Origin of the sequence: Natronospira proteinivora, from assembly GCF_024170465.1 — a bacterium.
Lineage (GTDB): Bacteria > Pseudomonadota > Gammaproteobacteria > Natronospirales > Natronospiraceae > Natronospira > Natronospira proteinivora.
In genome coordinates this window covers 955087-977936 of the sequence record NZ_JALJYF010000001.1, presented here as the reverse complement: position 1 = coordinate 977936, position 22850 = coordinate 955087, and the positions used below count along the sequence as shown (strand labels likewise).

Sequence of the window (22850 nt, the reverse complement as noted above, 5' to 3'; positions counted from 1 at the left end):
AGTGAGTGAGGCAGGGATCGATCCGGCGCGACTTGAAGGGGTATTTGCTCGGCTGTATCAATTTTATGGGCCCCAGTATTGGTGGCCGGGCTCGGATGAGCCCTTTGTGGTGATGGTAGGGGCGGTGCTGACCCAAAATACCGCCTGGACCAATGTGGAAAAAGCCCTGGCCCGTCTCGAGGCCTCCAAGTCCCTGTCTCCAGAGGCCATCCACGCTCTTCCCATGAAATCCTTGGCGGAACGGATCCGTCCTTCCGGGTACTTCAATATCAAGGCGGACCGGCTTAAGCATCTCACGACGTGGTATCAATCCAGTGGCGGTTTCGAGCGCTTGCGACGACAATCCACCCAGGTATTGCGCAAGCGTCTCTTGGCGGTGAAAGGCGTCGGGCCGGAGACCTGCGATGATATTCTCCTGTACGCCTTTCAAAGGCCGGTCTTTGTGGTGGATGCGTATACCTTCCGGATATTTGAACGTCTCGGTCTCATTGGCGTTGGGCTTGGCTACGAGGCACTGCGAGCAGCGGTGGAGAAGGTAACGCGCCGGAAGAGCCGTTGCGCCCGGGTCCGGCGTTTCAATGAATTCCATGCCCTGATTGTTCGTCACGGCAGTCAAGTCTGTCGCCCCAAGCCCCGTTGCCGGGATTGTGCCTTGGCCACCGTTTGTGATTACAATCTTGCCTTTCCCCGTGAATCCAATTCCGGTCGTGAGGCCTGAGATGGATTCCAATCACGTCATGTCTACCGGGTTTTGCCCGGCAAAGGGAGTTGGATTCATGTTCAGAAAGACCTTTGTTTTCTCCTCACTGGCCTTGATAGCCACAACCATTGCAGTGTCACCCATTATGGCGGAACAAGACCCCCATCTCTGGCTGGAAGAGGTGGACAGCGATCAAGCTCTGGAATGGGCTGAAAAACAGAACAAGGAATCGTTGTCCTTTCTGGAATCACAGCCACTCTTCGAACCGATCCAGGAAGAAGCCCTGGCAATCCTAACCTCGGATGACCGAATCGCCTATCCGTCCCTAATGGGGGGGGAGATATATAATTTCTGGCGGGACAACACCCACGTGCGCGGAATCTGGCGCACCACCAGTCGGGAATCCTATCGTTCCGATGATCCGGACTGGGATATTATCCTGGACGTGGATGCCCTGGCCGAAGAGGAAGAGGAGAACTGGGTCTGGGCCGGTTCCAGCTGCCGTTACCCGGATTATGACCGCTGTATGGTGGGCCTCTCCCGTGGCGGTGCTGACGCAGCCGTGCGGCGAGAGTTTGATCTCGAAAAAAGGGCCTTTGTGGAAGATGGCTTTGTGCTACCGGAAGCCAAAAGCAGCGTCAGCTGGCGTGACCGGGACAGTGTCTTTGTGGGTACTGACTTTGGAGAAGGCAGTCTCACCGATTCCGGTTATCCTCGTCAGGTCAGGCTCTGGGAGCGTGGCACGCCGGTGGAAGAGGCGGAGCTGGTTTTTGAGGGTGAGGCCTCTGACGTTTCCGTTAACGGAGTGCGCTTCTGGGATAGCGACACGCCCTACGACATGATTATTCGCTCCATTGGTTTTTTTACCCGCCATTATTACCTGTTCGAGGATGGTGAAACCCACCGTATCGATATTCCGGAGGATGCTTCGCTGGCCGGTGTCCTAAACGGCCAACTGCTGGTGGAACTCAAGTCGGACTGGGAGAAGGATGATCGCCAGTTTGCCCAAGGGGCCTTGCTGGTCGCCGATATGGCGGGCGTGAGAGCCGGTGAGGCTGACTTCCAGCTTCTCTATCAACCAGACATGCAGGAAGCCTTGTCGGGTGTCACTACCACCGAGAACCGGGTGTTGGTGTCAGTCCTGGATAATGTCATTGGCCGTCTTGTGAGCTTTCGTCAGACCGAGGACGGCTGGGAGAGTGAGGTACTGGGTGCTCCGGACATGGGCACGCTGTCAGTGGTGACCACCGACGACAAGAGCGATGGTTTCTTCTACAATTACACCGGTTTCCTGACACCATCCACGCTTTATCAGGCTGACGCGGCCAGTGACGAACATGTTTCGGTCCGTTCAGAACCCGAGCAGTTCGACAGCAGTGGCCTGACCGTCAGTCAGCATGAGGTGGAATCAGCGGACGGTACCCGTGTTCCCTATTTCGTGATTCATCCCGAAGAAATGGATGACGAGAAGGGGATGCCGACCCTGCTCAATGCCTACGGCGGCTTTGAGGTGCCCCGCACGCCTTTCTATTCGGGCGTGATGGGTAAGGCCTGGCTGGAACGGGGTGGTGTCTATGTGCTGGCCAATATCCGGGGCGGTGGCGAGTTCGGCCCCCGTTGGCATCAGGCGGCCCTGAAAGAGAATCGCCAGCACGCCTTCGATGATTTTATCGCAGTGGGCCGTGACCTGGTGGATCGGGGCATTACTACCCCGGAGCAACTGGGTATTCAGGGTGGCAGTAATGGCGGTCTGCTGGTGGGTGCGGCATTTACCCAGGCACCGGAGCTGTTCAATGCGGTGGTCTGTCAGGTACCGCTGCTGGATATGCAGCGATATCACAAGCTATTGGCCGGTGCCAGCTGGATGGCGGAGTACGGCAATCCGGATGTGGACGAGGAGTGGGCCTATATCCGGGAGTACTCTCCCTACCATAACGTCCATGAAGGGGAAGACTATCCCAAGGTCTTCTTCACCACTTCTACCCGGGATGACCGGGTTCATCCGGCCCACGCCCGCAAGATGGTGGCCCGGATGAAAGAGCAAGGCCACGATGTGCTTTACTATGAAAACATAGAAGGCGGACATGGCGGGGCCGCCAACCTGGAACAGCGGGCGCATCTGTCTGGTCTGATTTACACCTATCTTCACTATCGTCTCAATAGCGAGAAAGAAGCCGGTTAAAGGCAACGTTAACGGCCAAAAAAGCCGGGCCCCTAAGGCCCGGCTTTTTTGGCTTTTGTTTAAGTTTTTTCTGAGTATCGCTAGGCTGGCTCTATTAGAAACTGTCTACATCCGAATCAAGCCGTGGACCTTAAACAGAAACCAACACCCTCAACTGGTTGTAGTTGGAACGATCCGTAGTACTGCGAAGTAACGACGTACTGAACCTGCCCAAGTCGAACATGGACCAGCGTTTCCATTGCACAATGCTGCAATATTGTGTGAACTGAGCCCTGCGAAGAGGTTCTGATTTCGCCAGCCGGAAGGAGTGAACTGCTTTCAGTGCTTCACGGCTCGAGCACAGGGTGGAACTGTCCAGGGACGCGTGGACCCATCCCTGGGGCTCTGGGCGCCCAGGTAGATGTTTTTAAGCAATGTCGACCGTGTAATTCTCCACGGCGCTTCGGCAAAGCTCAATGTTTTATGGAACGGCAAATTGTCCCGGGAAAGCCATTATCTTACTGGGCGTCGAAAGACTTGCCGGTAATGCCTTGGCTCTCATGGCCGAACAGGAAGAGGTAAGTACCCATGATGTCTTCCGGCGCCGGCAGTGTCTTGGGGTCTTCAGCCGGGTAGGCATCCGCCCGCATGGCGGTGCGAGTAGCACCCGGGTTGATGGCATTGACCCGAATGTTTTTCTTGTTTTCCAGCTCATCGGCCAGGGTCTCCATCAGGCCCTCGGTGCCGAACTTGGAAACGGCATAGGCCCCCCAGAAGGCTCGGCCTTTGCGTCCGACACCGCTGGAGGTGAATACCAGGGAGGCATCTTTGGAAGCCATCAGCAGGGGCAGGCAGGCCTTGGTCATCACGAATGGCGCGGTCAGATTCACATGCATGACCTTTTGCCATTCTTCTTCATCATGCTGGTCGATGGGGGTTCGTGATCCCAGGATGCCGGCATTGTGCAGCAGTCCGTCAAGACGACCATAGGCCTCGTTCAGCTTGCCGGCCAGTTCCTGATAATCCTCCAGGTTGGCGCCCAGCAGATTCATGGGGTAAATCGCCGGGGTAGGGTGGCCCGCTTCCTCAATGGCGTCGTAGACGGCCTCTAGTTTTTTCACGGTCCGGCCCAGAAGAATGATGGTGGCCCCATGGGCGGCGAAAGTCTTGGCCGTCGCCGCACCGATGCCGTCTCCGGCACCCGTCACCAGAATGACTCGATCCTTGAGCAGGTCGGCGGGGGCTTCATAATTTCGCATATTGCGGGGCATGGCTCCGTCTCCCGGATTGATCCTTGAAAGGTTAAGTTAATGGCCGGCCGTGGCCGTGGGCCTCTTTGATGGGCCGGCCCCCAGGCTGCGGGCGAGCCGCCAGCTGATGAACAGGCGGGTGATGGCACCGGCCTGTTTTGGCTGGAAGCTCCGAGCCTGACTGCGTTTCAGATCGGCCATGGCCAGTGCGGACAATGTGGCTGAAATCTGTAGGGCCACTGCTTCATCCCCGGATTCACGCCGGATCGTTCCCGGGCCTCGGTGATAGTGCTTTGCCAGCCGGGCCACGGCCGAGAGTATTTTAACGCGAAGCGAGGTATCCATGCTGCCCTGAAGGAGGGCCTCCGGCCGGGTGTCGTGCTCATTGCAGAGATCGGCCGGCACCCAGCAACGCCCCCCGCGTCGTTCGACATCGAACAGAATGACCACTTGGGCCAATGCCCGACTCAATCCCAAGTCGCGGGCAGTGTCCAGGGTGGATTGTCTTTCCCCGCCCGCTAGCCGGGCCGCAGACACCGACAGTGCCCCCTCCAGGCGCCAGGCATGCAGCAGCAGTTCATCCCGGTCATTGTATAGGGGGGCTTCCAGCTGCAAGCGCAAACCTTCCAGCGGTTCCATCAGCTCCCCCGGGTCCAGTCGGTCCACGGAGAAATTCTGGTAGAGCCGGACACAGGCCGGGTGGTTAGTCTCTCCCTTGAGCATTCGCAGCAGTTCATCCCGCCACCAGGCCAGCTTGACCCGGGCCAGGGATTCGTCGTTGACCGACAGAATCCCATGTCGGATTTCTGCCGTCAGGGCATATAGGGCCAAAGCCGCTTGGCTAGCTTCATTCCGGGCGAAGGGCCGAAGGAGCGAAAGCTCGGGATCATTAATGGTGTCAGGAGGGATGGCTGTCATGGTTGTGGCTTGCCGGGCATCAGGAAGCACTCATGGTTTTATCGTGGTCCGCCAAGCGGGCAAGCAGCCAGTCACTCAAAGCCGCCGGGTCCGGTATTACCTCCATGGCCCCCCAGCCCTCAATGGGCGGGGCAGGAGGGAGATAGCCCCAGGCGGCGGCCAGGGGCACCATGCCGGCGGCCTGAGCAGCCTGGATGTCGCGGGGGGCGTCACCCACGTAGATACATTCTTGTGGCTGGCAGCCGATGATTGTTGCTGCATGCAGCAATGGCTCGGGATGGGGTTTTGATCGACTGACCGTATCGCCACTGACGATGCAGGCGGCTGCCGGATTTACTGCCAACGCTTCCATCAAGGGGTCGGTGAGCCAGGCGGGTTTGTTGGTGACCACGCCCCAGACAACATCCCGGTCTTGAAGCTGTTTCAGGAGTTTGGCCATGCCATCGAAAAGCCGGGTTTTCTGGGCGATCCGCTGAATGTAAGCGGCCAGCAGGGCCTCGCGCAAGTCCTCGTAATCCGGGTGTTCGGGGGCCAGGTCAAAGCCCACCTTGAGTAAGCCCCTAGCCCCGTTGGATGCCACCGGGCGGATCACCTCCGCCGCCAGAGCCGGGTAGCCCCGTTGTGCCCGAATCTCATTCAATGCACCGCCCAGATCGGGGGCGGTATCCGCCAGGGTGCCATCCAGGTCCAGCAGCAGAGCGCAAATACTCATTGGTTTTTCTCGAAATGCATGAAGTAATTCACGTCCACATTGCCACCCATGCGGTACTCCCGGCTCAAAGGGTTGTAGTGCAGCCCGCAGCTGTCCTGATGGACCAATCCATTCTCCGCTGCCCAGCGCCGTAGTTCGGAGGGTCGGATGAACTTGTCGTATTCATGGGTGCCCCGGGGGAGCAGGTTCAACACGTATTCGGCACCCACAATGGCCATCAGCCAAGCCTTGGGGGTGCGGTTGATGGTGGAAAAGACAATCTGGCCACCGGGGCGGAGCAGACGGGCGCAGGCCGCCACCACGGAGGCGGGATCCGGCACGTGCTCTATCATTTCCAAGCACGTTACCAGCTGGTATTCACTCGGCCGTTCCTCGGCATGGGCTTCCACGCTGCGGCGCAGGTATTCCACCTTCAGGCCGGATTCCAGCAGGTGCAGATCGGCCACCGACAGGGCGGTTTGGCCGAGATCAATCCCCGTGACATCGGCACCGCGTTCGGCCAGGCCTTCGCAGAGCAAGCCACCGCCGCAGCCCACGTCCAAGGTACGAACACCCTGCAGGTCGCCGTAGCGCCGGGCGATATAATCCACTCGCAGGGGGTTGATCTCGTGCAGAGTGCGGAATTCACCCTGGGGGTCCCACCAACGGGAGGCGTGGGCCTCGAATTTGCCAATTTCCCCCTGATCAACGTTTTCGGAATGCTCAGTCATTATGGCTCTGCTCCGGCATGGCCTGGTCCCGGTGGCGGCTGATCCGCGCCGCCCAGTCACGAGTTTTACGCTGAATGGCCGATTCGTCCATTTCCGTCAGGCGACCGTTCTGTAGCAATCGCCGTCCGGCCACCCAGACATCGCTCACCTGGTCCCGGCTGGCTGCGTAAACCAGCTGAGAGACGGGATTGTAAACCGGCTGGGTGGCGAAATGTTGCATGTCCACCGCCATGATATCCGCCCATTTCCCCTTCTTCAGGGAGCCGATGGCATGATCCAGGCCCAGGGCCTGGGCGCCACCCAGCGTGGCCATGGTCAGCACCCGGCCTGCGGGCAGGGCGGAGGCGTCTCCGGCCACGGTTTTGGCCAGCAGCGCAGCGGTTCTCATCTCGCCGATCATGTCCAAGTCGTTATTGCTGGCCGCCCCATCGGTGCCCAGCCCCAGATTAACCCCGGCTTCCTGGAGCCTGGCCACCGGGCAGAAGCCGCTGGCCAGTTTGAGGTTGGATTCGGGGCAGTGGAGGACGGATGCACCGCATTCCGAGATGAGCCTGATCTCTTCATCGCTAAGCTGGGTCATGTGGACCGCCATCATGGACGGAGACAGCAAGCCCAGGCGAGCCATGCGGGCAATGGGGCGTTCACCTTGCTCGCGGACGGCATCTTCCACCTCTTGGGCGGTTTCATGCAGGTGCATGTGAATGGGCGTGTCCAGTTCGTCGGCGTAGCCGCGCATGCGCTCCAGGCTCGCATCCGAGACGGTATAGGGCGCATGGGGGGCGAAGACAAAACTGATCAGGGGGTCGGCCTTGAAGTCATCCCGAACCTGAAGGCCCTTGCTCAGGTACTCCTCCGGTTTTTCCGCCCAGGCCGAGGGGAACTCGATCAGGATCATGCCTACCGAGGCCCGCATGCCGGCCCGGCTGGCCGTGCGCGCCACCACATCCGGAAAGAAGTACATGTCATTGAAGCAGGTGGTCCCGCCCCGGAGCATTTCGGCAATGGCCAGTTCGGTGCCGTCGCGGACGAAATCCGGGCCCACGAAGGCACCTTCCGCCGGCCATATATGCTCGTTGAGCCAGGTCATCAGGGGCAGGTCATCGGCAAAGCCCCGGAGCAGACTCATGGCGGAATGGGTGTGGGCATTGACCAGACCCGCAGTCACCATATGGTTCGGAAGCTGTACCACTTCCTCGGCCTGATACTGCTCCCGGGCTTCGGCCCAGGGCAGGATCCCTTCGATCCTGCCGTCCCGGACCGCCACGGTGTGCTCGGTCAATATCCAGCCTTCCGGCTCCACCGGGACCACCCAGCCGGCTTCAATCAGCAGGTCTACCGCTTCACGCATCAGGCATCACCCTGTTGGTAGAGGTGCACATCCCGCTGGGGATAGGGAATGGTAATCCCTTCCTGGTCGAATCGCCGCTTGATGTTTTCCAGCAAGTCGCTGCGGGCATCCCAGAAGGGGTCCAGGTCGGTCCAGACTTTCACCCAGAGGTCGATGCTGCTATCGGCCATGTCGCCGACCCAGATAATCGGCTCAGGTTCCTTGTGGAGTCGCTCGTCTTCGCTCATTACGTCCCGGATTAGCTGTTTGGCCTGGGCGATGTCATCGTCATAGCTGATGCCCACGGTCACATCGATGCGGCGGCGGTCCCGGGCGGAATAATTGGTAATCACATCCCCGTAGATTCGCGAGTTGGGAATGGTGATTTCCTGGTTAGTGGTGGTGCGAATCCGGGTGTGGAAGATGCCTACGGTTTCTGCTACCCCGGTCTGGCCACCAATTTCCACGAAATCACCCGCCTTGAAGGGGCGGTAGGTCATGAGCATGGCGCCGGCCGCAAAGTTGGATAGGGAATCACGCATGGCCAGGCCAATGGCCAGAGTTGCGGCACCGAGAATGGCAACCAGGGAAGTAACCTGCACGCCAAGATGGGTTAGAGCAGCGATGACGGCAATGATGGTAATCAGAGCCGTGGCGATGGTACCGCCGAACTGGGAGAGGGTGGGGTCCAAGTGGGCCCGGTTCAGAGCATTCTCCAGCTGACGGCCCACCAGCTTGGCCAGCCATCGGCCAACAATGAAGATGACGATGGCGATGGCCAGGCGTGCGCCCCAGGTGATGAGCATTTCGATGAGATCGGGGCGGGTCAGAACCTCGGTCACGTCTTCCATAGGGTCACTCCGGTTTTAGGTATTATTTTTCCTCGGACCGCCACTATAACAAAGGCTTGCGGCACCGGCTTTACTCGGGAAGCAGGCGAAGGCTTCCATACCAGGCTTCGATGGTGGTTTCTTGGTCGTCACAATCGCTCATGATGGCCAGGCCGTCGATGGTCGATATCTCCAGGTCATGGAAACGCTTGAAATCCTCCTTGAGGTTCCGCCGTTCCTGTTGCCAATTGCCGGCCTGGTCATCGCCCGACCGCAGCGCCAGCATGACCACCGAATCCGTGTAGGCATTGGGCCAGTGTTCACCTGCCGCCTGCTGACTGGCCCAGACATAATTGACCGCCCGGGTTCGCCAGCGCCGCCAGCCGCCATCCATCACGGCATAGACTCGGGCGGGGTAGTCATCGCCTTCCTTTACCGTTTCATCGATGTCCTCACCGAAGGTGCTGGCCACGCGCCACTCCCATTCCAGAACCGGCGTCTCGTTCAGATCGATGGTCTGCTCCAGATACAGCGCCGAGGCAGCATTGTCACAGCGGGCATGGATCGCCTGGCGACCGTCCACTTCTACCAAGCGGTATTCGGTTTCACCATCGAAACGCTCTACTTGCCACTGAATGATGTCTTCGGGACTGAACGTCAGACCCTCAGTGGTGGTCTCGGCCTGAGCGATGGGGCAGAGGCCGAGCAAGGCGAAGAACCAGGGCAGATACGGGGTTTTCGGCATGACGGGACAACTTCCTGTTTGAAAGCCTGGAGCAGGGGGACGTCCCCCCGCAGGCTGCGTTACCATGATGCCCCCATTGTTGCAGCTAGAGTGTCCCATGTTGAAACCCTTGGATTGGCAGTCCGCGCAGGGCGTGCTTCGCGTCCTTGACCAAAGGCAGTTGCCGGCCCGCTCGGAATGGCTGGATTGTGATTCCCCTGAATCGGTCAGCGAGGCCATCCACTGCATGGCGGTGCGGGGGGCGCCTGCCATTGGCATTGCCGGGGCCTGGGGGGCTGTGCTGGCAGCCCGAGCCGCTGCTGGGGAAACAGACTGGCGAGCCTGCTTCCAGTCGGCCCTGCAGAATCTGGGCCGGGCACGGCCCACGGCCGTCAATCTGGCCTGGGCACTGGGTCGCATGCGCGGGCTGGCCGATACCGCATCGGATTCCCAGGCGCTGGCCGAGGCCTGTGAAGTAGAGGCGGCCCGCATCGAGCGTGAGGATTTGGCTGCCAATCAGCGCATCGGCGAGCTGGGGGCGCGCCTTTTGCCCAAGGGCAGCCGCGTGCTGACCCATTGCAATACGGGGGCGCTGGCCACCGGCGGGCATGGCACGGCCCTGGGGATTATTCGCAGCGCCTGGTCCCAGGGGCTGCTGGCGGGGGTCTATGCCACGGAAACCCGGCCCTGGCTGCAGGGCAGCCGACTGACGGCCTGGGAGCTCTCCCAGGAAGGGATTGCGGCGACGCTGTTGGTGGACAGTGCCGCCGCAAGCCTGATGGGGGCGGGAGAGATCGATGCGGTGGTGATCGGTGCGGATCGCATCACCCGGCGTGGCGATGTGGCCAACAAGATCGGCAGCTACATGCTGGCGGTCTGCGCCCGTGCCCATGAGATTCCCTTTATCGTGGCTGCGCCGGGCAGCACGGTGGATTCGGCGCTGCTTAAGGGGAGTGATATTCCTATCGAGAACCGGTCGGCGGATGAGATCTGGTGGGCCGCCGGCCTGGATAAGCCCATGGCCGGCATCACGACCCATAACCCCGCATTCGACATCACCCCGGCCGAACTGGTAACGGCGATTGTGACGGAAGAGGGGATAGCCAGTCCCATGAACGGGCAGGGTATGGCGCTATTGGAGCGTAGCGATTCGGGGAGTGGTCATTCATAGTCCGGATCGGACCGGCCTGACGTTTCTGGGCGAGCGGTGAAGGGCCCACGACGATGGCAGCTGTGGTAAGATTGATGTTTTGCCTGAGGCGGCCCGGAGCAGTTCGGTCGGGCGCCATCGGGCATCGGTCGGGATGATCGGTGCCCGTCTGTCACCGTGTTGAACAACCGGGGAGCGAGCCAGCCCAATGGCCGATATCGCACGCGAAATCTCGAATGTGAATCTGGAAGACGAAATGCGCCAGTCCTACCTGGATTACGCCATGAGCGTAATCGTGGGACGGGCCCTGCCGGATGTGCGGGACGGCCTCAAGCCCGTTCATCGACGGGTCATGTTTGCCCAGAAGGTGCTGGGTAACGACTTCAATAAGTCCTACAAGAAATCGGCCCGTGTGGTGGGGGATGTGATCGGTAAGTATCACCCCCATGGTGATTCCGCCGTTTACGATGCCATTGTGCGCATGGCGCAGCCCTTCTCCATGCGCTACACCCTGGTGGACGGCCAGGGCAACTTCGGTTCCATTGATGGTGACGCTCCGGCGGCCATGCGTTACACCGAAGTGCGCATGTCCAAGATCGCCCATGAGATGCTGGCGGACATCGATAAGGAAACCGTTGATTTCATCCCCAACTATGATGAATCCGAGTGGGAGCCCATGGTGCTGCCCACCAAGCTCCCCAGTCTGCTGGTCAATGGTTCCTCCGGGATCGCCGTGGGCATGGCGACCAATATTCCACCCCACAATCTCACCGAGGTGATCAGCGGCTGTATTGCCCTGTTGCAGGATCCGGACATCAGCATTGACGGCTTGATGGAATACATTCCCGGCCCGGATTTCCCCACTGCCGGCATCATCAACGGTGCCCGGGGTATTCACGAGGCCTACCGGACTGGCCGTGGCCGGATCTATATCCGTGCCCGAACGGCGATTGAGACCGATGAGAAAAACGGCAAGCAGACCATCGTGGTCCATGAGCTGCCCTATCAGGTGAATAAGGCTCGTCTGCTGGAAAAAATTGCCGAGCTGGTCAAGGACAAGAAGATCGAAGGCATCACGAATCTGCGCGATGAATCCGACAAGGATGGCATGCGCATGGTAATTGAGCTTCGCCGTGGTGAAGTGGCTGATGTGGTGCTGAATAATCTGTATCAGATGACTCAGATGCAGCAGGTGTTCGGCATCAATATGGTGGCCCTGGTGGACAGCCAGCCCCGCCTGATGAACCTCAAGCAGGTGCTGGAAGCCTTCATCCGCCATCGCCGGGAAGTGGTCATTCGCCGCACCATCTTCGACCTGCGCAAGGCCCGTGAGCGGGCCCATGTGCTGGAAGGCCTGGCTGTGGCCTTGGCCAATATCGATCCGGTGATCGAGTTGATCAAGAAATCCGCCGGACCCTCCGAGGCCCGGGCCGCCCTGGTGGAGCGCAGCTGGTCGCCGGGTATCGTGATGGACATGCTGGAACGGGCGGGTGCCACCGCCTCTCGTCCTGAAGGTCTGGGCGACCAGTTTGGTCTGGTTGATGGGGAATACCAGCTCACCGAAACCCAGGCTCAGGCCATCCTGGACCTGAAGCTGCATCGCCTGACCGGTCTCGAGCAGGACAAGATCCTCAACGAGTACAAGGAACTGCTGGAGCGCATCGAGGATCTGCGTGAAATCCTGAATAGCGAAGACCGGCTGGTGGAAGTGATTCAGGAAGAACTGGAAGCCATTCGCGAGCAGTATGGTGACAAGCGCCTCACCGAGATTCAGGTCAACCACAGTGATCTGTCCATGGAGGACCTGATCAGCGAGGAAGATGTGGTGGTGACCCTGTCCCATGCGGGCTATGTGAAATCCCAGCCACTGGATGCCTACCGTGCCCAGCGCCGGGGTGGTCGTGGCAAGGCCGCCACCCAGGTGAAGGATGAAGACTTCATCGACAAGCTCTTCATCGCTAACACCCACGACACCATGCTGTGCTTCTCCAGTCACGGCAAGGTGTACTGGCTGAAGGTCTATCAGATTCCCCAGGCGGGTCGCGGTGCCCGTGGCAAGCCCATTGTCAATCTCCTGCCCCTGGAGCAGGGAGAGCGGATTACCACCGTGTTGCCGGTGCGGGAATATGACCCGGATCATTATGTATTCATGGCCACCAGCAGCGGTGTGGTGAAAAAGACCTCGCTTGAGCAGTTCTCCCGTCCGCGGGCCAGCGGCATTATCGCCGTGGGTCTCAAGGATGACGATGCCCTGGTGGGGGCGGCGATTACCGATGGGGCCGCCGATATCATGCTCTTCGGGACCAATGGCAAGGCCATCCGTTTCAAGGAATCTGATGTTCGCACCATGGGTCGTACGGCATCCGGTGTTCGGGGCATCAAGCTGCCCAAGGACGAGGCCGTAGTCAGCCTGCAGATCGCCAGCGAAGACTGTCAGGTGCTCACCGCCACGGAATACGGTTATGGCAAGCGTACGCCGGTATCGGAATATTCGGTCCAGGGCCGAGGCGGCCAGGGGGTCAAGTCGATTCAGACTTCCAAGCGCAATGGTGCCGTGGTGGGTGCCCAGCTGGTTTCCGATGAGCATGAAATCATGTTGATCAGTAACGGCGGAACATTGGTTCGAACCCGCGTCGATGACATTTCCGTGGTGGGCCGTAACACTCAGGGTGTGCGGCTGATTCGTCTGGGCAAGGATGAAAAACTGGTCGGTGTTGAGCGCATCGAAGCCCTGAATGGGGATGAGGATGACGCTGAGGAAGCCACGGGCGAAGAGGAGTAAAAGTACCCGCTACCTTCCACCCGGATAGATTAATACTTCATATAAGCGGTCCTTGCTGGTGCAAGGACCGTTTTTTATTGCATGATCAGTCCTTCATTCAAGGCAGTAGCAACCTAGGGGGAAATCAAGTCATGACACGTGCCTGGAATTTCAGTGCCGGTCCCGCCATGCTACCCACCGCGGTGATGGAGCGGATTGCCGAGGAACTGCCGGATACCAATGGCAGTGGCATGTCCGCCATGGAAATGAGCCACCGGGGGACGGCGTTTCAGGCCATCGCCCAAGCCACCGAAGCGGATCTGCGTGATTTGCTGGACGTTCCGGATGACTACCGGGTGCTGTTCCTCCAGGGCGGGGCCACGGCCTTGTTTGCCACACTGCCACTCAATCTGGCCAATGGAAGTGGTCGGGCCGACTATATCCACAGTGGCCACTGGTCCGGCAAGGCCATTGCCGAAGCCCGTCGCTATTGCAGGGTCAATGTGGCCGGGGACTGCGAGCCCCGCGGTTTTAGTCGTGTCCCCGAGGCCGGAGAATACCGTATGGACCCGGCGGCCGACTATGTTCACATTACCCCGAATGAAACGATTCACGGCCTGCGATTCCCCGAACTGCCGGAGACTGGGGGTCGGCCCCTGGTGGCCGATTATTCTTCGGCCATTCTCTCTGAGCCTCTGGATGTGCGGGATTACGGGCTGATCTATGCGGGGGCCCAGAAGAACATCGGTCCGGCCGGTCTCTGCCTGGTCATCGTTCGGGACGACTTGCTCACCGGTGCCCGGGAAGACACGCCCTCATTGATGGATTTGCGGGCCCAGGCCCAGGCCGGCTCCATGCTCAATACCCCGCCTACCTTTGCCTGGTACGTGGCCGGTTTGGTCTTCCAGTGGCTGAAAGAGCAGGGTGGACTGGCGGTGATGGCCGAGCGTAATCGGGTCAAGGCCGGGCTGCTTTATCAGGCGATCGATGATTCGGACTTCTATCGCAATCCGGTGGCGGCGGAATGCCGCTCATTGATGAATGTGCCTTTCTTTCTGGCCGATCCCCAGCTGGAAGGGCGCTTCAAGCAGGAAGCAGCCGAGGCTGGGCTGCTGAATCTTGGCGGGCATCGTGCGATCGGTGGGCTGCGTGCCAGTATCTATAACGCCATGCCCCTGGAAGGGGTTAAAGCCCTGGTGGGTTTCATGAACGATTTCGAGCGCCGCTACGGCTGAGGACCATGCATGGCATTTCAAATTCGTACCTACAATCAGATTGCCCCGTCGGGCCTGCAGGCTTTCCCCCAGTCCCTCTACCAGGTCGCGCCGGATATTGCCTCGCCGGACGGCATTTTGCTGCGTTCAGCCAATCTGCATGAAGTACCCTTACCCGAGACCGTCCAGGGCGTTGCCCGGGCGGGGGCCGGGGTCAACAATATCCCCGTGACCTCACTTTCGGAACGAGGCGTGCCGGTATTCAATGCACCCGGCGCCAATGCCAATGCGGTGAAGGAATTGGTGCTGGCGGGCATGCTGCTGGGTTTTCGTCATCTCAAGCAGGCATTGGTCTTTGTGGACGAACTGGACCCTTCAAGCCCGGATTTTGAGCGAGCCGTGGAAGGAGGCAAGAAACGCTTCGTCGGTCATGAACTACCCGGCCGTCGGCTGGGTGTGGTAGGCCTCGGGGCCATAGGCGGCCAGGTGGCCAATGCTGCCCGGGGTCTGGGCATGGAAGTGATTGGTTTCGATCCGGGGCTGACTGTCGAGCATGCCTGGCGCCTGTCCTCTGACGTGCGTCAGGCCCCGAATCTGGAAGCCCTGTTGGCCGAATCCGATGTGGTCAGCCTTCATGTTCCCCTGATCGAGGCCACCCGCGGCCTGATCAATGCCGATCGACTGCGGGTGATGAAGGACGATGCCCTGCTGCTGAACTTTGCCCGGGATGGTCTGGTGGACCGGGCAGCGCTCCTGGAGGTTCTGGGCAAAGGCCGTTTATCGGTTTATGTCACCGACTTCCCCCATCCCGAACTGCAAGGCGTGGAACGGGTGCTGTCCTTGCCCCATTTGGGGGCTTCAACCGTCGAGGCGGAGGCGAATTCGGCGGTCATGGTGGTCAATAACCTGCGAGATTTTCTCGAAAACGGTAACATTCGCCATTCCGTGAATTTTCCGGAAGTGATCATGCCGCGCACCGACGGGCCCCGGCTCGCCGTGGCCAATGCCAATGTGCCCAATATGGTGGGGCAGGTGGGGACCACCCTGGCCGAGGCCGGGTTGAATATCGTGGACCTGCTCAATCGATCCAAGGGGGATTTGGCCTACACCCTGATCGACGTGGATGGGCCGGTGCCCGACCGCGTGCAAGCGGCCATCCAGGCCATCGATGGGGTACTGCGGGTGCGTCGGATACCGGATGTGGGGGCCTAGTTGGCCGGGCCGGATTGGTCACTTCTTTATTTTTAGCTCACAGTTGAATCGGGAGTAAGCATGGCTGCCAATTTTGTGGAGCGCGCCGTTCCCGGCGTGCGGAGTCTCAAGCCCTATGAAGCGGGCAAGCCCATCAGCGAGCTTCAGCGGGAGCTGGGCCTGGATGACATCATCAAGCTGGCCTCCAATGAGAATCCCATGGGGCCCAGCCCCAAGGCCCAAGCGGCCATGGAGTCGGCCCTGCGGGATCTGGCGCTTTATCCGGACGGCAATGGTTTCGATCTCAAGCGGGCCCTGTGCGAGAAGCACGGCGTCAAGGCGGAGCAGATTACTCTGGGCACCGGCTCGGATCACATCCTGGAGCTGATCGCCCGGGTCTTTCTGGGTGAGGGTCGTTCGGCTGTATTCTCCCGCTACGGTTTCGCCATCTATGCCATTGTCAGCCAGGCGGCGGGGGCCGAGTTGCGGGTGGCCGAAGCGCTGCCCGAGGACCACCCCGAGATGCCCTATGGCCATGATCTTGAAGCCATGGCCAAGCAGATCGACGACAGTACCCGGGTGGTGTTTATCGCCAACCCCAACAACCCCACCGGGACCTGGATCAAGCGGGCGGACATGGAAGCCTTTCTGAAAAAGGTGCCGGAGGATGTGCTGGTGGTGCTGGATGAGGCCTATTTCGAATACGTGGAAGAGGCCGAATACCCTGATGGTCAGACCCTGCTTTCCCAGTACCCTAATCTCTTGGTGATGCGGACCTTCTCCAAGGCCTACGGCCTGGCGGGGATTCGTGTGGGCTATGCCCTGGCCAGTGAGCAGATCACGGATCTGCTCAACCGGGTTCGGCTGGCTTTTCATCCCAACACCCTGGGCCAGGTGGCCGCCACTGCGGCCCTGGGGGATAAGGATCATATCCGCAAATCCATCGAAATGAACCGCGAAGAGCGGGCCAAGATGGAGGCCGGTCTCAAGGAACGGGGTTACGCCACCATTCCCTCGGTGTGCAACTTTGTCACCGTGGATACCCGCGAGCCCGGCCGGGAAGTATTCCAGAAGCTGCTGGAGCAGGGCGTGATCGTGCGTCCCTTGGATGGTTACGGTCTGCCCAACCACGTTCGGGTATCGGTAGGGTTGCCGGGAGAAAATCAGCGCTTCTTCCAGGCCTTTGATGCCGTGATGGGCGGGAAATAAGCGCCTTGGGTACCCTGGATTGGCGAATCCGACCGTCGCCGCCCCTGTCGGGCCAGTGTCAGGTGCCCGGCGACAAGTCGATTTCCCACCGGGCCCTTTTGTTTCTGGCCCTCTCCCAACAGGGCGGGCGGGTCACCGGGCTGCTGGAATCCGAGGATTGCCTGCGCACGCTGGCGGCACTTCGTCGATTGGGGGCAAGCATTGATCAGCTCGGCCCGGGTGACTATCAGCTCGCCGGCTGGCCGGATCAGGGCTTGGTCTCGCCGGACGAACCCCTGGACATGGGCAATTCGGGAACCGGGATGCGCCTGCTGACCGGGGTGCTGGCCGGGGCTGGCATCAGCGCCACCCTGAGCGGGGATGCGTCTCTCTGTCGGCGTCCCATGGGGCGGGTGGTGAATCCCTTGAGGATGATGGGGGCTGCCATCTCCGCCGATGAAGGGAAACCGCCCCTGAATATTGGGGCTCACCCCGGTTTGCATGGCATTGACTATGTTCTGCCGGTAGCCAGTGCCCAGGTGAAGTCGGCTTTGATGCTGGCCGGTTTGTTTGCCGAGGGAGAAACCCGGCTCACCGAGCCCGGGCCCAGCCGAGACCACAGTGAGCGCATGCTGAACGGATTGGGCGCTCAAGTGGATGTGGTTTCAGGCCGCTTGGTCGTGCAACCGGGGCGCCCACGAGGCGGCGATGTAGCGGTGCCCGGAGACTTGTCATCGGCCGCCTTTGCCCTGGCCGCCGCCGCAGCCCGCCCTGGAGCGCAGCTCCGGGTTGAGGCCGTGGGGGTTAATCCAACCCGATACGGCATTCTGCGACTGCTGGAACGCATGGGGGCTCGATTGCAGATCGAGAATCGTCGCGAGATCGGCGGCGAGCCGGTGGCGGACATAAACGTCGAAGGCGCGGTCTTGAAGGCCATCCGGGTGGGTGCCGAGGATGTGGTGTTGGCAGTGGATGAAATCCCCGCACTCTTGATTGCCGCCGCCCAGGCCGAGGGCCGCACCGAGATTCACGGCGCGACGGAATTACGCGTGAAGGAAAGCGATCGTCTTGCCGCCATGGCCGAGGGGCTGGAGCGCCTGGGCCTGGCGGTGACCACCCGTGAGGACGGGCTGAGTGTGGTCGGGGGCCGAATCCAGCCGGCGGTGGTGCGCTCCTGGGGTGACCATCGCATCGCCATGAGCCTGGCCATGCTGGCGGCCTCCGCCGAAGCCGGGGAGGGCGTAGTGATTGAGGATGTGGCCAATGTGGCGACATCGTTTCCTGAGTTTCCGGCCCATTGTCGGGCGCTGGGCATGAATCTGGAGCAGTCGGGATGACGAGAATGACGGAATCCGCCCCCGTGGTGACCCTGGACGGGCCCAGCGGGGTTGGGAAAGGCACCACGGCCAGTTTGCTGGCGGAAAGGCTGGGCTGGCACTTGCTGGACAGCGGGGCCCTGTATCGCGTGCTGGCCCTGGCCAGTGAAGAAGCCGACGTGGCAGTGGATGATGAAGCCCGCCTGGAGGCCATGGCCGCGGAACTGGATGTGCAGTTTAAGGGCCGCGAGGGGTTGCAGCGGGTGATTCTCGATGGCCGCGACGTGAGCGACCAGATCCGCACCGAGGAGTGTGGTGGTCGGGCCTCCCGGGTGGCTTCACTAGCTGGTGCACGGCGGGGCTTGCTGGCCCTGCAACGGCGTTTTGCCCAGGCTCCAGGCCTGGTGGCTGACGGGCGGGACATGGGGACCACGATCTTCCCGCAGGCGCCCGTAAAAATCTTTCTTACGGCCAGTCCGGCCGAGCGAGCCCGCCGACGCCATAAGCAGTTGAAAGAGAAAGGGATTGATGCTAATCTCAGCGAGCTTGAATCGGCCATCGCCGAGCGGGACCAGCGGGATGCGGAAAGAAACGCTTCCCCATTGAAACCCGCAGACGATGCCGTCCTGATCGATACGACCGAGATCAGCATCGGAGAAGTTTTTGATCGGGTCATGAAATTGGTTGAAGAGAGGATCGGTGCCAGGCCGTAGTTTTGCGGTGGGCGCTGTTTTTTGCATTCAACTGGACGAATCAGACAGGACGTCAGATTCGATTAACCAAACCCCGGCACGGGCGGGATTGCCTGTGACGGCGCAATAGCTGCCGATATCGGCACGGGAAGATAAGCACATGTCCGAAAGTTTTGCTGAGCTGTTTGAACAGAGTATTGCTGCAGAGCAGATGCAGCCCGGTTCCATCATCCACGCCACGGTGGTGGAAATCCGTGATGACTTCGTTATCGTCAACGCCGGTCTGAAATCCGAAGGCGTGATTCCGGCCCACCAATTCCGGAATGAAGACGGTGAACTGGAAGTGGTCGAGGGTGATGAAGTTGAAGTTGCCCTGGACGCCGTGGAAGACGGTTTTGGTGAAACCCGCCTCTCTCGCGAAAAAGCCAAGCGTGCCCGTACCTGGACCAAGCTCGAAGCGGCGTACGACGCCGGCGAGATTGTCCATGGCCACCTCAGTGGCAAGGTCAAGGGCGGCTTTACCGTGGATCTGGAAAACATCCGCGCCTTCTTGCCGGGTTCCCTGGTTGATGTGCGCCCCGTGCGCGATCCCACCTACCTGGAAGGCAAGGAACTGGAATTCAAGGTCATCAAGCTCGACCGTCGCCGCAACAACGTGGTGGTTTCCCGCCGCGCCGTGGTGGAAGAAGAGTACAAGGAAGAGCGCGAGAAGCTGCTGGAAGAGCTTCAGGAAGGCCTGGTCACCAAGGGTATCGTCAAGAACCTGACCGACTATGGCGCCTTCGTGGACCTGGGCGGCATCGATGGCCTGCTGCACATCACCGACATGGCCTGGCGCCGCGTCAGCCACCCCTCCGAGGTGGTGAATGTGGGCGACGAGATCGAAGTGAAGGTGCTCAAGTTCGACCGGGAGCGCATGCGCGTATCCCTGGGCCTCAAGCAGCTCGGCGAAGATCCCTGGGTTCAGATCGCCACCCGTTATCCGGTGGGTGCCCGTATTTACGGCAAGGTGACCAACCTGGCCGATTACGGTTCCTTCGTGGAAATCGAGGAAGGCGTGGAAGGCCTGGTGCACGTGTCCGAAATGGACTGGACCAACAAGAACATCAACCCCGGCAAGATCTGCCAGGTGGGTGATGAGGTCGAGGTCATGGTCCTGGATATCGACGAAGAGCGTCGTCGGATCTCCCTGGGTATGAAGCAGTGCAAGCCCAACCCCTGGGACGAATTCGCCGCCACCCATAACAAGGGCGACAAGATCACCGGCAAGATCAAGTCCATCACGGACTTCGGTATCTTCGTGGGTCTTGAAGGCGGCATCGACGGTCTGGTTCACCTGTCCGATATTTCCTGGGATCAGTCCGGGGAAGAGGTTATTCGTGACTTCAAAAAGGGTGACGAAGTGGAAGCCGTGGTGCTTTCCGTGGACCCCGAGCGCGAACGGATCTCCCTGGGTATCAAGCAAATGGACAAGGACCCGCTGGGTGCTTTCCTGGCCGATTATCCCAAGGGCAGCATGATTAAGGGAACGATTCGCGAAGTGGACGCCAAGGGTGCCATCGTGGATCTGCCGGAAGAGCAGGAAGGTTATCTGCGTGCTTCCGAATTGTCCCGGGAGAAAGTCGAAGACGCCCGCAGCGTTCTCAACGAGGGTGATGCGATTGAAGCTCGTATTGTCGGCATCGATCGCAAGACCCGTATCATCAGCCTGTCCGTCAAGGCCAAGGACGAGCAGGAAGAGCGCAAGGCGGTCAAGCAGTACTCCGACGAGACCCCGCAGGGCAGTGGTGGTACCACCAGCCTGGGTGATCTGCTGAAAGAACAGCTCGAAAACAAATAAGGCTGAATCATCAGCTAGCTGAGCTTGTTCTCAAGGTGTGCCGGCCCGGGATTGCCCGGGCCGGTTTTTCACCACCCCGGAAGACGACATAAGCCGGGATATTATGCCCCACCAGCTTGGTGCGGGCCGTTCAAACAGAGGGGACAGGATCGCCGCTATGAAGAAGATCACCAAGTCTGAACTCATCGAGGTGTTATCCGAACGCTTGCAGAATCTGCCGAGCAAGGATGTGGAATTGGCTGTAAAGACCATCCTGGAGCAGATGAGCAATTCCCTCTCCAATGGCCGTCGAATCGAAATCCGCGGATTTGGCAGCTTTTCCCTCCATTATCGACCGCCACGCATCGGTCGTAATCCAAAAACCGGTGAGTCCGTGGCCCTTTCAGGCAAACATGTCCCCCATTTCAAGCCAGGCAAGGACCTGCGGGAACGGGTCAATGACGGCTACCAGAAGGAATTGGACAAGGCCTAAGGTATTCGCATATTGGATGCTCGATGTTTTGGGGCGCCGCTCAAATCCCTGTTATCCGAGTCTGCTGTGTTAAGCTTCCTCTCAGGCATGCCCGCCATGAGAGTTGATTCATGATGCGATACATTCGATTCGCCGTACTGGTGCTTTTCCTATTGGCGGCGATTATTCTGACTTGGGTTAATACCACCTCCGTGGAACTGAATTACCTTCTGGGTGCGGTGGAGGTTCCCTTGCCGGTTGCTATCTGGGGCGCCATCTGTATTGGTGCCATTCTGGGGCTTCTAGCCAGCCTGGGAGCCTATTTTCGTCTCCGAAAGGAGAATGCCCGCCTCAAGCGCTCAGTGAAGCTGGCGGAAACGGAAGTTACCAACCTGCGGAATCTCCCGATCAAGGATGGACGCTGAATTTCTTCTAATTGGATTGCTCGCACTGCCGCTGGCTGCCTTGCTCGGCTGGCTGGTGGGGCGTCGTCGCGGACACCATCGTGCCGCACGGGACGTGATGGGTGTCGGTCGCGGCATGCGGGCCGATTACTACCGGGGCTTGAATTACCTTCTGGAGGAACAGCCCGACAAGGCCATTGAGGTCTTTATCCACATGGTGCAAGTGGATAGCGATACCGTTGAAACCCATTTCGCCCTGGGCAGCCTGTTTCGACGCCGAGGTGAGGTGGATCGGGCCATCCGAATCCACCAAAACCTGATTGCCCGTCCCAATCTTAATCGTGGTCAACGCCATCAGGCGCTTTTTGCCTTGGCGGAGGACTATATGCGTGCCGGCCTTCTGGATCGAGCGGAAAGCTTGTTCCTGGAGTTGACGGACGTGCGGGCGTACATGCGGCCAGCCCTCAAGCGTCTGATCAGTATCTATGAGCAACAAAAGGATTGGGAGCAGGCCATTCTCATGGCTCGCAAGCTGGAACTGGCCTCCGGCGAGGCCCAGTATGAGCGGGCCGCCCAGTATTACTGTGAATTGGCCGAAGCGGCTCTGAATCAGCACGATGTCCGCCAGGCCCGCCGCTTCCTCAAGCGTGCCGAGATGTTCGATCGACGCAACGTGCGCGCCGGGATGCTGCGGTCCCGTCTGATGCGCAAGGAAGGCAATGCCCGTAGTGCCATTCGAGGCCTTCGGCGCGCCCTGGAAAGCGATGTGTCATTGGCGCTGGAGATTCTGCCCCCGCTGTATCGCCTGTTCCAGGAAACCGATCATCCCCAGGGCTTCTCCCAGGTTCTGGAGGAGCTTCGTCGAAGTTCCGAGGATTCCACGGCCCAGATCGCCCTGGCGGCCATTGTGGATCCCGAAATCAATGATCCGGTAGCAGAGAACTGCATCGCCCAGTATCTACGCAGTGCACCGGGCCTGAAGGGATTCACTGAACTCGTGGAGCTGCTCTCAGGACATCCGCCGGAGGCGTCAGACCAGGGCATGCAGAGCCTGCGTCATGCCCTGCAGCGTTTTCTGGAGGCGGCCCCCAAATACCGCTGCCACGAGTGTGGCTTCACGGCCCGGCATCTGGTCTGGCAGTGTCCCAGCTGCAAGAGCTGGAATACCATCCGGCCCCATTACGAAATTGCCCTACCCACGGTGCAGCAACATCCTACAAGCGGTGTCGACCTGAGCCGTTGATCCTGCCCCTTCCGCCCCCGAAAATAAAAACCGTCCACCAGATGGACGATCCTTTTTCAAACGGAATG

At 59.9% G+C, this 22850-nt stretch carries 20 protein-coding genes; 13 read left to right on the top strand and 7 right to left on the bottom strand.

Features of this window, described 5'->3' with window-relative positions; genetic code table 11:
* The first annotated feature begins 1 nt into the window (after position 1).
* Positions 2-718 (top strand): endonuclease III domain-containing protein, encoded by a 717-nt coding sequence (locus J2T60_RS04585; protein ID WP_374728467.1) that lies wholly within the window; start codon positions 2-4, stop codon positions 716-718.
* Positions 719-776: 58 nt separating this feature from the next.
* On the top strand, positions 777-2882 hold the full coding sequence (locus tag J2T60_RS04580) for a prolyl oligopeptidase family serine peptidase (protein WP_253446030.1): 2106 nt from the start codon (positions 777-779) through the stop codon (positions 2880-2882).
* A 497-nt stretch (positions 2883-3379) separates the two neighbouring features.
* Here J2T60_RS04580 and J2T60_RS04575 read toward each other — a convergent pair whose 3' ends face one another.
* The 7 genes from J2T60_RS04575 to J2T60_RS04545 all read right to left on the bottom strand — a co-directional run bounded on the left by J2T60_RS04575 (position 3380) and on the right by J2T60_RS04545 (position 9353).
* Entirely contained in the window at positions 3380-4120 is a 741-nt protein-coding gene (locus J2T60_RS04575; RefSeq protein WP_301288366.1) for a YciK family oxidoreductase, read from the bottom strand.
* Between the two features lie 48 nt (positions 4121-4168).
* Entirely contained in the window at positions 4169-5029 is an 861-nt protein-coding gene (locus J2T60_RS04570; protein WP_253446024.1) for a squalene/phytoene synthase family protein, read from the bottom strand.
* A gap of 19 nt (positions 5030-5048) precedes the next feature.
* Positions 5049-5741, bottom strand: a complete 693-nt coding sequence (locus J2T60_RS04565) for an HAD family hydrolase (protein WP_253446021.1) — start codon at positions 5739-5741, stop codon at positions 5049-5051.
* The gene (ubiG, locus tag J2T60_RS04560; RefSeq protein WP_253446018.1) at positions 5738-6451 is read right to left on the bottom strand and encodes a bifunctional 2-polyprenyl-6-hydroxyphenol methylase/3-demethylubiquinol 3-O-methyltransferase UbiG; all 714 of its coding nucleotides are present in this window, start codon (positions 6449-6451) and stop codon (positions 5738-5740) included. Before ubiG ends, J2T60_RS04565 begins: the two co-directional genes overlap by 4 nt.
* Positions 6444-7799, bottom strand: a complete 1356-nt coding sequence (locus tag J2T60_RS04555; RefSeq protein ID WP_253446015.1) for a TRZ/ATZ family hydrolase — start codon at positions 7797-7799, stop codon at positions 6444-6446. The genes ubiG and J2T60_RS04555 overlap by 8 nt, the downstream gene beginning before the upstream one ends.
* Positions 7799-8629: a mechanosensitive ion channel family protein gene (locus tag J2T60_RS04550; RefSeq protein ID WP_253446012.1), complete on the bottom strand. Its 831-nt coding sequence runs from the start codon at positions 8627-8629 to the stop codon at positions 7799-7801. The genes J2T60_RS04555 and J2T60_RS04550 overlap by 1 nt, the downstream gene beginning before the upstream one ends.
* Positions 8630-8699: 70 nt before the next feature.
* Positions 8700-9353 carry a DUF3047 domain-containing protein gene (locus J2T60_RS04545; RefSeq protein WP_253446009.1) on the bottom strand — a complete coding sequence of 218 codons (654 nt, stop codon included), beginning with the start codon at positions 9351-9353 and terminating at the stop codon, positions 8700-8702.
* Positions 9354-9450: 97 nt separating this feature from the next.
* Here J2T60_RS04545 and mtnA point away from each other — a divergent pair, with 97 nt between their 5' ends.
* The 11 genes from mtnA (at position 9451) to lapB (ending at position 22782) form a co-directional block, all read left to right on the top strand.
* A complete protein-coding gene (gene mtnA, locus J2T60_RS04540) occupies positions 9451-10503 on the top strand; it encodes an S-methyl-5-thioribose-1-phosphate isomerase (protein ID WP_253446006.1) in 1053 nt (350 codons plus the stop codon).
* 187 nt (positions 10504-10690) lie between these two features.
* Positions 10691-13264: a DNA gyrase subunit A gene (gyrA, locus tag J2T60_RS04535; RefSeq protein ID WP_253446003.1), complete on the top strand. Its 2574-nt coding sequence runs from the start codon at positions 10691-10693 to the stop codon at positions 13262-13264.
* A 131-nt stretch (positions 13265-13395) separates the two neighbouring features.
* Positions 13396-14478 (top strand): 3-phosphoserine/phosphohydroxythreonine transaminase, encoded by a 1083-nt coding sequence (gene serC / locus J2T60_RS04530; protein WP_253446000.1) that lies wholly within the window; start codon positions 13396-13398, stop codon positions 14476-14478.
* 9 nt (positions 14479-14487) lie between these two features.
* Positions 14488-15669: a phosphoglycerate dehydrogenase gene (locus J2T60_RS04525; protein WP_253445997.1), complete on the top strand. Its 1182-nt coding sequence runs from the start codon at positions 14488-14490 to the stop codon at positions 15667-15669.
* Positions 15670-15729: 60 nt separating this feature from the next.
* Complete coding sequence (gene hisC, locus J2T60_RS04520) at positions 15730-16857, top strand: histidinol-phosphate transaminase (RefSeq protein WP_253445993.1); 1128 nt, start codon at positions 15730-15732, stop codon at positions 16855-16857.
* A 14-nt stretch (positions 16858-16871) separates the two neighbouring features.
* Entirely contained in the window at positions 16872-18173 is a 1302-nt protein-coding gene (aroA, locus tag J2T60_RS04515; protein WP_374728482.1) for a 3-phosphoshikimate 1-carboxyvinyltransferase, read from the top strand.
* A 5-nt stretch (positions 18174-18178) separates the two neighbouring features.
* Entirely contained in the window at positions 18179-18865 is a 687-nt protein-coding gene (gene cmk / locus J2T60_RS04510; protein WP_253447637.1) for a (d)CMP kinase, read from the top strand.
* Positions 18866-19004: 139 nt separating this feature from the next.
* Positions 19005-20684, top strand: a complete 1680-nt coding sequence (gene rpsA / locus J2T60_RS04505; protein ID WP_253445986.1) for a 30S ribosomal protein S1 — start codon at positions 19005-19007, stop codon at positions 20682-20684.
* Between the two features lie 157 nt (positions 20685-20841).
* Entirely contained in the window at positions 20842-21156 is a 315-nt protein-coding gene (locus tag J2T60_RS04500) for an integration host factor subunit beta (protein ID WP_301288311.1), read from the top strand.
* A 110-nt stretch (positions 21157-21266) separates the two neighbouring features.
* On the top strand, positions 21267-21560 hold the full coding sequence (locus J2T60_RS04495) for a LapA family protein (protein WP_253445983.1): 294 nt from the start codon (positions 21267-21269) through the stop codon (positions 21558-21560).
* Positions 21550-22782: a lipopolysaccharide assembly protein LapB gene (lapB, locus tag J2T60_RS04490; RefSeq protein ID WP_253445980.1), complete on the top strand. Its 1233-nt coding sequence runs from the start codon at positions 21550-21552 to the stop codon at positions 22780-22782. The genes J2T60_RS04495 and lapB overlap by 11 nt, the downstream gene beginning before the upstream one ends.
* Positions 22783-22850 lie beyond the last annotated feature (68 nt).

What these genes read in the sequence shown, in the direction of transcription:
- serC (WP_253446000.1), top strand. Translation starts at nt 13,396, where the DNA reads ATGACACGTGCCTGGAATTTCAGTGCCGGTCCCGCCATGCTACCCACC.
- J2T60_RS04580 (WP_253446030.1), top strand. Translation starts at nt 777, where the DNA reads ATGTTCAGAAAGACCTTTGTTTTCTCCTCACTGGCCTTGATAGCCACA.
- hisC (WP_253445993.1), top strand. Translation starts at nt 15,730, where the DNA reads ATGGCTGCCAATTTTGTGGAGCGCGCCGTTCCCGGCGTGCGGAGTCTC.
- J2T60_RS04550 (WP_253446012.1), bottom strand. Translation starts at nt 8,629, where the DNA reads ATGGAAGACGTGACCGAGGTTCTGACCCGCCCCGATCTCATCGAAATG.
- J2T60_RS04570 (WP_253446024.1), bottom strand. Translation starts at nt 5,029, where the DNA reads ATGACAGCCATCCCTCCTGACACCATTAATGATCCCGAGCTTTCGCTC.
- gyrA (WP_253446003.1), top strand. Translation starts at nt 10,691, where the DNA reads ATGGCCGATATCGCACGCGAAATCTCGAATGTGAATCTGGAAGACGAA.
- J2T60_RS04525 (WP_253445997.1), top strand. Translation starts at nt 14,488, where the DNA reads ATGGCATTTCAAATTCGTACCTACAATCAGATTGCCCCGTCGGGCCTG.
- rpsA (WP_253445986.1), top strand. Translation starts at nt 19,005, where the DNA reads ATGTCCGAAAGTTTTGCTGAGCTGTTTGAACAGAGTATTGCTGCAGAG.
- mtnA (WP_253446006.1), top strand. Translation starts at nt 9,451, where the DNA reads ATGTTGAAACCCTTGGATTGGCAGTCCGCGCAGGGCGTGCTTCGCGTC.
- J2T60_RS04555 (WP_253446015.1), bottom strand. Translation starts at nt 7,799, where the DNA reads ATGCGTGAAGCGGTAGACCTGCTGATTGAAGCCGGCTGGGTGGTCCCG.
- J2T60_RS04545 (WP_253446009.1), bottom strand. Translation starts at nt 9,353, where the DNA reads ATGCCGAAAACCCCGTATCTGCCCTGGTTCTTCGCCTTGCTCGGCCTC.
- lapB (WP_253445980.1), top strand. Translation starts at nt 21,550, where the DNA reads ATGGACGCTGAATTTCTTCTAATTGGATTGCTCGCACTGCCGCTGGCT.
- cmk (WP_253447637.1), top strand. Translation starts at nt 18,179, where the DNA reads ATGACGGAATCCGCCCCCGTGGTGACCCTGGACGGGCCCAGCGGGGTT.
- J2T60_RS04575 (WP_301288366.1), bottom strand. Translation starts at nt 4,120, where the DNA reads ATGCGAAATTATGAAGCCCCCGCCGACCTGCTCAAGGATCGAGTCATT.
- ubiG (WP_253446018.1), bottom strand. Translation starts at nt 6,451, where the DNA reads ATGACTGAGCATTCCGAAAACGTTGATCAGGGGGAAATTGGCAAATTC.
- J2T60_RS04565 (WP_253446021.1), bottom strand. Translation starts at nt 5,741, where the DNA reads ATGAGTATTTGCGCTCTGCTGCTGGACCTGGATGGCACCCTGGCGGAT.
- J2T60_RS04500 (WP_301288311.1), top strand. Translation starts at nt 20,842, where the DNA reads ATGAAGAAGATCACCAAGTCTGAACTCATCGAGGTGTTATCCGAACGC.
- J2T60_RS04495 (WP_253445983.1), top strand. Translation starts at nt 21,267, where the DNA reads ATGATGCGATACATTCGATTCGCCGTACTGGTGCTTTTCCTATTGGCG.